Here is a 9568-nt window from a genome sequence, read left to right as displayed (position 1 = left end):
GATCAAGCGCAGGACCTAGACCGCAACGCACTCGTCCCAGTGATCCTCGTGCTTGTAGTGACGGTGACCGTCATGAATGTAGTCGATGTGATCCTCGTGACGGACGGCCTCATGGCCGCAGTTCTCGCCGTGCTCGTGATCGTGACCCTCGTGGAAGGTGTGGCTCATGACAGGTGCTCCTTAGATGTGATCGGGTTGAAGACGTGACCGAGGAAATCAAGGTTTCCTTTATTGAAAACCTTATGATCAACCAGCCGCTCTAAAAATGATCGTAGTTGAAAACAGCCCAAACATGCAACCCCATGACCAGTATTTTCACGAAAATTTATTGAAAATAGTTTTTTAGGGAATAAAATCTTCAAAGATCTCTTGTTGAAAATGTCCTGTCATCAACAGCTACAACGCCCCGGTCGTGCAAGGATCGGGGTCCTCACCATGACCGGGGCGTTGTACAGCCACCGCCGAACGATGTGTTACTTACGTTTACGCTTCTCTCTCACACGTACCGCGATACGAACCGGTGACCCCTCAAAACCACCGAAGGACTCCCGGAACTTGCGTTCCAGGTAGCGTCGATATCCGGCTTCAAGGAATCCGGTGGTGAACAGCACGATCACCGGCGGTCGGGTCGACGCCTGGGTCGCGAAGAGGACACGCGGGAGACGTCCACCGCGCATGGGTGGTGGATTCTGTGCGATGACGGCCCGCAACCAGGTGTTGAGCTGCCCCGTAGACACGCGAGTGTCCCAGGACTTCAGGGCTTCGAGCATCGCAGGTTCAAGGCGTTGGAGGGCACGCCCCGTCTTGGCCGAGATGTTCACCCGCCGCGCCCACGGGATGTGGGCGAGCTGCAGATCGATCTCACGTTCCAGGAGCGGACGCCGGTCCTCGTCCATCAGATCCCACTTGTTGTAGGCCACGACGAGTGCTTTACCGGCATCCATGATCATGGCCAGTACGCGCTGATCCTGTTCAGAGATGGCTTCCGAGGCGTCGATGAGGAAGATGCAGACTTCGGCTGCCTCGATGGCGCTCTTGGTGCGCAACGACGCATAGAACTCGTGTCCCTGCGCATTCTTGACTTTACGGCGCAGGCCAGCGGTATCGACGAACTTCCACAGTTTCTGATCCAGCTGGACAAGGGAATCGACAGGATCAACGGTGGTTCCGGCGACATTGTCGACGACGCTGCGCTCTTCACCCGCGATCTTGTTCAGCAGAGAAGACTTACCCACGTTGGGCTTTCCGACGAGCGCAACCCGCCGCGGCCCCTCGAGAATCGATTTCCGGCGGGGTTCCTCGGGGAAGGAAGCAACAACCTTATCGAGGACGTCAGCGCCTCCCCGACCATGCTGCGCAGACACCGGATAAGGATCCCCTAGTCCCAGCGACCAGAATTCCGCAACATCTCCGTACTGTGAATCAGAGTCAAACTTGTTGGCCACCAGAATGACCGGAACCTCGGCGCGTTGGAGCTTACGGGCCATGACTTCATCGGTCTCGGTGACACCAACCTTGGTATCGACGACGAGGACAATGACATCAGCGGTGGCCATGGCCACATCAGCTTGGCGGGCTATGGCGCCGTGGATACCCTTGGCATCGGGATCCCAGCCACCGGTGTCCTGAACCCAGAAGCGACGCCCGTTCCAGTCCCCCAGGTAACTGATCCTGTCCCGTGTCACACCGGGAAAGTCTTCGACAACCGCTTCACGGCGTCCGATGAACCGGTTCACGAGTGTCGATTTCCCCACATTCGGCCGTCCGACGATCGCGACCGTGCAGAGGGATTCTTCGACGTGCTCGGGACGTTCGACACCGAACGCCTCCTCCATGCGTTCCCAGTCCTCATCACCGAAGTCCTCGCCGAAATCGGCGTCAGCAAAGTCCGTGTCATCGAACTCGGGGTCGATGATGTCCCCGGCATCGTCGATGTTGCGCTCACCGAACTCTGCCGGATCGAAGTCCTTGGCGGCGTGACCTCCGTGCGGAGCCGCCACATCCTCATCGGCGAAAACGCCGACCGCATCCATCTCACCACCCTGGGTGTGATAGACGAACATCGTCTCCTGCTCGTCGTCGGGGGAAGAATGCTGTGTGTCGCTCATGAGCGCGTCCTTTCTGCACTATCCGAGGTGAGCTGGACGAGCCGGTCGATGACCTGCTCCAGCGTCATGTCGGAGGTGTCTATAACCACGGAGTCCGTGGCCGGGCTGAGCGGGGATGCCGCTCTGGTGGAATCGAGTTCATCACGGCGGATGACATCCGAGAGAACCGTGTCATAGTCAACGTCCCGACCAGCGGCCGTGTCCTGGTCGAAACGTCGCTGTGCGCGCACCTCCGGAGAAGCAGTAAGAAAAACCTTCACCGGAGCGTCAACGAGCACCACGGTTCCGATATCGCGGCCCTCCACGATGCACCGATGCGCACGCCGTGCAAGGCTGCGCTGCAGTTCGACAAGGTTGAGGCGCACCTCGGGGATGGCGGACACGGCTGAAACGCTACGGGTGACCTCCGTCTCGCGGATGACCCCGGACACGTCCTCCCCAGCTAGCAGGACCGCAGTGGACATCGGATCGTCGCTAACCTCGAGGGGGAGGTCGGCGGTCGCCCGGATGACCGCATCCGTATCAGCGGGATCGATGCCTTGCCTGAGCACGTGCAGTGTCGCCACCCGGTACATCGCACCGGTGTCGAGGTAACGGGCCCCCAAGCGGGAGGCAAGTGCACGGCACACCGTGGACTTGCCGGTCCCGCTGGGACCGTCGACGGCGACGATTAGCCCACCGTCAGGCATGTTCGATAGGTCGGCCGTCACATTCCCACCGCCTTGTACAGGCTACCGAGCTCCGCACTGTTGAGGGCACGGATCGCGCCCGGGGTCTGCTCACCCAGGGACACGGTGTGGATCTTGGTGCGCACGAGCCGCTCCACCGGATAACCGGCGGTCTTAAACATGCGGCGGACGATGTGCTTTCGCCCCTCGTGAATGTCGATGCGGACGATGGACTTTCCCTGGTGGACATCGACGATCTGGACGTAGTCCGCACGTGCGACACCGTCATCCAGCTCAATGCCTTCCTTGAGCTCCTTGACGAGTTTGCGGTCAGCTTCACCGACGAGAGTGGCCAGGTACGTCTTAGACACCTCGTACTTGGGGTGCATGAGGCGGTTGGCCAGTTCACCGTCGTTGGTGAGCAGCAGCAGCCCCTCGGTCGCGGCATCGAGGCGCCCGACGTGGAACAGGCGCTGACCGGCGTCGAGCTTCTCGCCGACGATGTCTCCGACGCAGGGGCGTCCCATGTCATCGCTCATCGTGGACTGCACTCCGCGCGGCTTATTCAGCACGAAGTAGACCATGTCCTCGTTGACACGGATTCTCGCACCATCGACACGGACGATGGCGGTGTTGGGATTGATGCGCATGCCCTGGGTGGTGACGATACGGCCATCCACCTCGACGCGACCTGCGTCGATGAGTTTCTCGGCCATCCGGCGGGAGGCCACGCCCGCCTGGGCGAGAACCTTCTGGAGTCGGACACCCTCTCCTGCGGCATCACCGACAGTGGCTGCGCGGTGATCATGGTCGGACTGGACATGCTGGTGGCGGGCTGGCTTGGCTTTGGAGACGTAGATGTCAGCGGCGCGCTTCTTCTTTTCCGGTGTGCCGTCTCGGCGAGCGGGTTGGTTCACGGTGATCGTGTCCTTTTCTATGTGGTTGTGTAACGCGCCAACTCTAGCCTGGTCAACGCCCGGACGCCATTTCACCTCGAAAAAGGTTCCGCATCGAGGTGCTCCGTCGCGCGCGCGAACTTCACCGGGTCAAGTTTTCCGGCACCCTGCGGAATACACCCGAGCAGCGGGACACCAGTGACCTCGGGCAGCTCACGGAGGTTCAGACGGGTCGCCAGGTCCGGGTTCGGGGGCAGACACCCACCGATGAGGCCAGTGACACCTAGACCTCGACGCCGTGCAGCCTCCACCGTGAGCTCAGCCGAGTTCAGGGACCCTAGCCCGAGAGAGGTGACGACGGTGACTGGGGCGGCGAGATCCGCGGCGAGATCCGCAATGGTCCAGTCGTCGGCGATCCGGACCAGCAGCCCACCGGCACCCTCGACGAGCACAGTACGGCCCGGGGCATCGAGGTCCCGGACCCTGGCCGATGTCTCCTCGAGATCGAGCTGCCCAAGCCCGGCGCGCCGGGCCGACAGATTCGGTGCGAGTGGTTCGGGATAGCGGGCGAACTCGACGGTCGTCACGGTCTCCCCGACCAGTCGACGCACCGTCGTCAGGTCCCCCTGTCCCTCGGGTTCCCCGGTCTGGGCGGGCTTGACCACGGTGACGGCACGGCCGGTGGTGTGTAGTCGCACGGCGAGCGCGGCCGTGGCGATGGTCTTTCCGACGTCCGTGTTCGTGCCGGTGATGATGTGCACGGTCATTCTGCCCCCCTTGCTCCCGCAGCAGCGGTGACGGCAGTACAGATCTCCGCGACGTCCTCCGTCGTGGCGGTGAAAGGTGGCATGGTGTAGATCAACCGTCCGAACGGTCTGAGCCAGACGCCCGCAGCAACAGCGGCCTCTGTCGCTGCGCGCATGTCGACCGGGTGGACCATCTCCACAACGCCGATCGCGCCGAGCACCCGGACATCTGCAACGCCCGGGAGATCCCGGAGTGGCTCAAGCCCACGGACAAGCTCTCGTTCAATTCGGGGCACCGTCTCCCGCCAGTATCCCTCCTCGACCAGGTCAAGGGCGGCGGTTGCCACCGCACAAGCCAACGGGTTCGCCATGAAGGTCGGTCCGTGCATGAGCGCACCACCCCCCTCCGGCTTCTGGATCATCGAAGCAACCTCATCTGTTGCTAGAACGGCGGCCAGTGACATGAAACCTCCGGTCAGGGCTTTCCCCAGGCACAGGATGTCAGCGTGCACCCCGGCAGCCCGGGTAGCCAGCAGGTCACCGGTGCGGCCGAAGCCGGTTGCGATCTCATCGGCGATGAACAGGATCCCGTGCCGGTCGCACAGTTCCCGGACACCGGTGACGAGTTCATGGTCGTGGAACCGCATCCCACCGGCCCCCTGTACAACGGGTTCGATGATCATGGCCGCGACCGATTCATCGATCAGTTCCTCGACCTGCCGAAGATAATCGTGACGCTGTGCCACCGAAGTTCCCCGGACAGGTGGGGCAGGGGCGAAGATCTGCTCGGTCAGGGTTCCGGCCCACAGTGAATGCATGCCGCCGTCGGGATCGCACACGCTCATCGGCCCGAAGGTGTCACCGTGATAGCCGGACCGCCAGGTAATCAGTCGGTTGCGCTCCGGGTGTCCTTTTCCCCGCTGGTACTGTAGCGCCATTTTGATCGCGACCTCGACGGATACGGAACCCGAGTCGCAGAAGAACACCCTGTTCAACGGCTCTCCCGCAATCCGAAGCAGCCGTTCGGCGAGATCGACCGCCGGACGGTGAGTGAGACCACCGAACATGATGTGGCTCATCGTGTCGATCTGCCGGTGGGCGGCGGCAACCAGCGACGGGTGCCCGTGCCCGTGGCAGGCAGCCCACCAGGAGCTCATCCCGTCGATCAGCGTCCGCCCATCCTCCAGGGTGAGGTGCACACCCGTGGTCGACGCCACGGGCAGCGGATCCATTACCGCCGGGGTCGGACTGTACGGGTGCCAGATGTGTTGCTGGTCAAAGGTGACGGTGTCGTTCATCGCTTCCTCGCGTCAGAGTTGAACATTGTTCACTGGTCACCTGAAACTCTATCGCTAGGTAATGTCTGACACGGACGCGGCCACCGACCGCTGATATGTGTCCGGGCAGTCGTCATCGCCCCCGGGACCAGACCTCCCAGAGTTGGGCGTAGGCACCGCCCTCAGCCACGAGTTTCCGATGGGGCCCCTGCTCCACGATCCGTCCGGCATCCATCAACCAGATCTCGTCCGCTCGGACCGCCTGGTCAAGCCGGTGAGCAATGATCACGGCGGTTCTCCCCCGGACGACTTTCCACGCGGCTTCTTCGAGTGCCGCAGCACCACGGGCACCGGCCTCCGCGGTTGCCTCATCAAGAACGACAACCGGCGGGTCGACGAGGAGTACCCGAGCGAGTGCCACCTGTTGAGCTTCGACGGGCCCCAGGACCTCACCGCGTTCTCCAACCACGGTATCCAGGCCATCCGGCAATGCTGAGACCCAGTCCTCCGCGCCGACACTCCGGAGCGCGTCGAGGAGGACTCCGTCATCGGCCCCCGGCGCGGCGAGGTGCAGGTCATCTCTGAGTGTCCCAGCGAAGACATGAGCTTCCTGGGTGACCAGGCACACTGCACGGGCCCGCTGGCCGGGAGAAAGAGTTCGGGTATCGGTGTCACCGATGAGGATTCGGCCGGATGTGGCCGGCCTGCGGCCTGAGATCAGAGCACCGAGGGTGGTTTTCCCGGCACCGGAGGCTCCCACCAGTGCTGTCACGGTACCTGCCGGAACCGCGGATGTAATGTCGTCGAGGACGAGGTTTCCGCCCGGATAGCTGAAACTCAGGTGTTCAATTCTCAGATCTGGTGGAGGCCCGTCGGGGATCCCCGGTCCACCGTCTGTGTCGGGTGCACGGCTGTCAGGTTCCACTATGACACCGACGACCCTGCGCAACGATGCTGCCGCAGACGCGAGTGGATCGGCGAGCACGACGAGCATTCCGATGGGTTGGAACAGTCGAAGGAAGTACAGGGTAGCGGTGGTCACGACCCCGACACTCACATGTCCACCGTCAACCAGGAACCAACCCGTCACCAGCACTCCGGTCATTCCAAGGTATTCAGCCAGATTGACGCCGCCGAACAGGCGGTTGATGAGGATCCGTATCCAGATACCCAGTTCCACCGCATGCCAGGAGTGTTCCCCGATCTGCTCTCGGCGGACCGGTTGGAGGGTGAAGGCACGCACGGTCCTGAGCCCGCGGAGGCTGGCGAGAATCCCGGTCGCTCGTTCAGCCATCTCCATACGCTGGCAGAGGTAGGTCTCCGGGGCTTTCCTCCGGTACCGGTGCACAATGACGACGTAGATAGGGATGAGCACCGCCGCTACCCCGAGAAACCGTACATCCAGGAACGCCATTCCGATGACGGTGACCACAACCGCGAAGCCTCCAATGGCCAGCGACGCGAGTGACTGATTCACTGCCCGCGTCATCTCCGCCACGTCATCGGTTGTTCGAGAGACGAGATCCCCGACACCGATTTCCTCTATCCGTTCAGCGGGCATACCGATTCCAGCAGAGACAACCTGTTCACGGAGGGATGCGATGATCCTCTCCACGGTGCCTGCCATGAGTATGTAACCAAACCCCGTTATCAGTGCCATGGCACCGACCGCAGATGCCATCGCAGCCGCAGCCCACCAGACCGCTGTGGTTCCGGTATGGCCCAGCAAAGGCCTCCCATCACGTACGAGATCGACGAGTTCCCCCATCAACCGGGGCGAGACGAGGCCGATGGCGGAGCCGAGAATCAGAAGGATGAGCGCTGAGGTGAATCGTCCGAGGTGTGGACGGAGTTCCGTGGTCACCACACGCCAAACCTGAGATCCGGTGGCGATGTGCAGTGCATGGCTGGCACCGGAAGTGTCGGGGCAACGGCTCCGGGTGCGGCCGGTGCCATCTGGTTGACGGGTCACGAGGTCAGCTCATTCTTGCCGACTGTTGCGTCGTACACCTGTTCTGCGGCGGCACGCCATGTCGGTGAACCGGTGAACACCACCGTGGTTCTACCGGAACGTAGTCTGCTGACACGGGCGACGATACGTGCTTCCGTCACCGAGTCGACCGCGGTCGTCGGATGATCGAGAATGAGGATCTCGGCATCAGCGACCAGAGCACGGGCAAGTGCCAGACGTTGGCGTTGTCCACCGGAAAGTTGTTCACCGGCATCCCCGGTCACGGTGTCGAGTCCACGGGGCGAAGTGATGATGTCGTCCAGTCCCGCGGCGAGTGCCGCCGTATCGACGCTTATCGACGATCCGGGTGTTCGTGTTCCTGCGTACCCAAGTCCCTCCTCGATCGTGCTCATAACGGTTCCCCCGAAAATTTGCGCCCGATGCGGTGACACGAGTACCCGCGATCGGACCGTGTCAACATCGAGCTCGGCGACGTCGACGCCGCCGAGCCGGATCAGCCCGGGCGCTGCAGGAACAGTCATCGACAAAAGATCGGTCAGTCGGGCAACATCCGCGGACGGCAGGTCGATCACGGTCAGGGAGCCAGGCCGGAAAAGCACCCTGTCTGCACCCGCCGTGACATCGAGCACCACCCCAGGGCCGGGTACCCGGGAATCACATCGAACACCGTCAAATACCCGTGGCGCCTGAAGAACGCCCAGTACCCGGTCGGCACTGCCCTTTCCAGTGGCCCAGAGGACTGCTCCGAAATCCCCGATGAAGTTGAGCGGCTCGGTGACAAGTTGCGCCAGTCCGATCACCGTGATCATCTGACCGAGAGTGATCGTTCCGGTGACCGCGAGGAGCGCACCGGCGACGGCGATTGCCGCGATGAGCAGGCCCCCGGTGATCCTCATGGAGCCGGTCAGCACTGCATTGGAGTTCACTGACCGTAGGGTCGCCGCCAGTGCTTTCCGGGAGAGGCTCCGGTAACGACGCTCCGCTGCTCCATCCGCCCCTAGCCCCTTGATCACCCGTACCCCTTGCATCATATCCGCTGCTGTTCCAGCGGCCTCCGCGGCAGCCTGTTGCTGGGTACGGAATCGGCTGGCCAGAGGACCTCCGACCTTCTCTGCCGTGAAAAGGACAGCGAGTGCCCCAAGGATGGTTGCAATACCGAGTGGCCAGTAGATGCTCAGCAGAATAGCGGCACCGAAGATGAGTCCGACCATCTGCCCGACAGGGTAGAGGAGCGCCTGCGTACTCATGGCAACCTGCCGGGCGTCGGTGGAGGCGATGGCGAGCAGCTCACCCGGAAGTCTGCGTCGGCCCCCAAGCCCACGTGGGTCGAGCATGCGGTCAGTCAGTCGCATGCGGAGTCCGTGTTCGACGTAGTTCATGGAGATCCAACCAAGACGTGACGCGTACCTGTAGGCGGTTGACAGAACAAGGAAGTCAACTCCCAGGAGAATCAGGAGGATCACGAAGTGACGTCCATCTCCCGCCGCGATTCCGTGGTCTATGGCGAGTCCGACAATGACCGGAACCCCTATCTCACCTACCTGGTGCATCGCCGACAGAACCAGGGCCGGCACCATGAGGCGTGGATGTGCGGTCATCGAACGCCACAATAGTTGGCGAGGGGTCGTGTTCACGTCAACGCGGGGAGCACCGGGAGATTCCGCACGATCCCGTTCCGTGGGATATCGGCCACTGGCATCCACCTGCGTCATGTGTCCTCTTCCGGCGAAATGTTGTGTGGGTCGCTTAAGGGTAAGCATGTTTCATGCTTCCGTCACATCATCTCCGACCCGAAATACCTTTCACCGCCCGACACTACGGTCAGATGCCGCTCCCCGCTACATCCCACGACGGGGGTACCCGCCCTCATTGAGACGGTTTGCCCGGAGAAAAAGAAAAAC

At 62.2% G+C, this 9568-nt stretch carries 8 protein-coding genes; 1 reads left to right on the top strand and 7 read right to left on the bottom strand.

The genetic code is table 11. The annotated features are described in order from the left end of the window. Window positions 1-207: hypothetical protein (locus QWU43_RS11610; RefSeq protein ID WP_370917911.1), on the top strand; the 207-nt coding region annotated here is incomplete at its 5' end. Window positions 208-473: 266 nt separating this feature from the next. On the opposite strand, the gene der is transcribed toward QWU43_RS11610, so the two are convergent. The 7 genes from der to QWU43_RS11575 form a co-directional block, all read right to left on the bottom strand. Further along, on the bottom strand, window positions 474-2108 hold the full coding sequence (der, locus tag QWU43_RS11605; protein ID WP_370914247.1) for a ribosome biogenesis GTPase Der: 1635 nt from the start codon (window positions 2106-2108) through the stop codon (window positions 474-476). Next, window positions 2105-2797, bottom strand: coding sequence for a (d)CMP kinase (cmk, locus tag QWU43_RS11600; protein ID WP_370914310.1), 693 nt, complete (start codon window positions 2795-2797; stop codon window positions 2105-2107). The genes der and cmk overlap by 4 nt, the downstream gene beginning before the upstream one ends. A 17-nt stretch (window positions 2798-2814) precedes the next feature. Continuing rightward, entirely contained in the window at window positions 2815-3693 is an 879-nt protein-coding gene (locus tag QWU43_RS11595) for a pseudouridine synthase (RefSeq protein ID WP_370914248.1), read from the bottom strand. Window positions 3694-3764: 71 nt separating this feature from the next. Further along, window positions 3765-4439: a dethiobiotin synthase gene (bioD, locus tag QWU43_RS11590; protein ID WP_370917910.1), complete on the bottom strand. Its 675-nt coding sequence runs from the start codon at window positions 4437-4439 to the stop codon at window positions 3765-3767. Beyond that, window positions 4436-5716, bottom strand: coding sequence for an adenosylmethionine--8-amino-7-oxononanoate transaminase (locus tag QWU43_RS11585; RefSeq protein WP_370917909.1), 1281 nt, complete (start codon window positions 5714-5716; stop codon window positions 4436-4438). The genes bioD and QWU43_RS11585 overlap by 4 nt, the downstream gene beginning before the upstream one ends. A 112-nt stretch (window positions 5717-5828) precedes the next feature. Continuing rightward, entirely contained in the window at window positions 5829-7667 is a 1839-nt protein-coding gene (locus tag QWU43_RS11580) for an ABC transporter ATP-binding protein (RefSeq protein WP_370914251.1), read from the bottom strand. Next, the gene (locus tag QWU43_RS11575; RefSeq protein ID WP_370917908.1) at window positions 7664-9265 is read right to left on the bottom strand and encodes an ABC transporter transmembrane domain-containing protein; all 1602 of its coding nucleotides are present in this window, start codon (window positions 9263-9265) and stop codon (window positions 7664-7666) included. The genes QWU43_RS11580 and QWU43_RS11575 overlap by 4 nt, the downstream gene beginning before the upstream one ends. Between the last annotated feature and the right edge of the window lie 303 nt (window positions 9266-9568).

Origin of the sequence: Corynebacterium sp. CCM 9204 (genome assembly GCF_041357695.1) — a bacterium.
GTDB lineage: Bacteria > Actinomycetota > Actinomycetes > Mycobacteriales > Mycobacteriaceae > Corynebacterium.
This window is presented reverse-complemented; position numbering and strand designations above follow the sequence as displayed.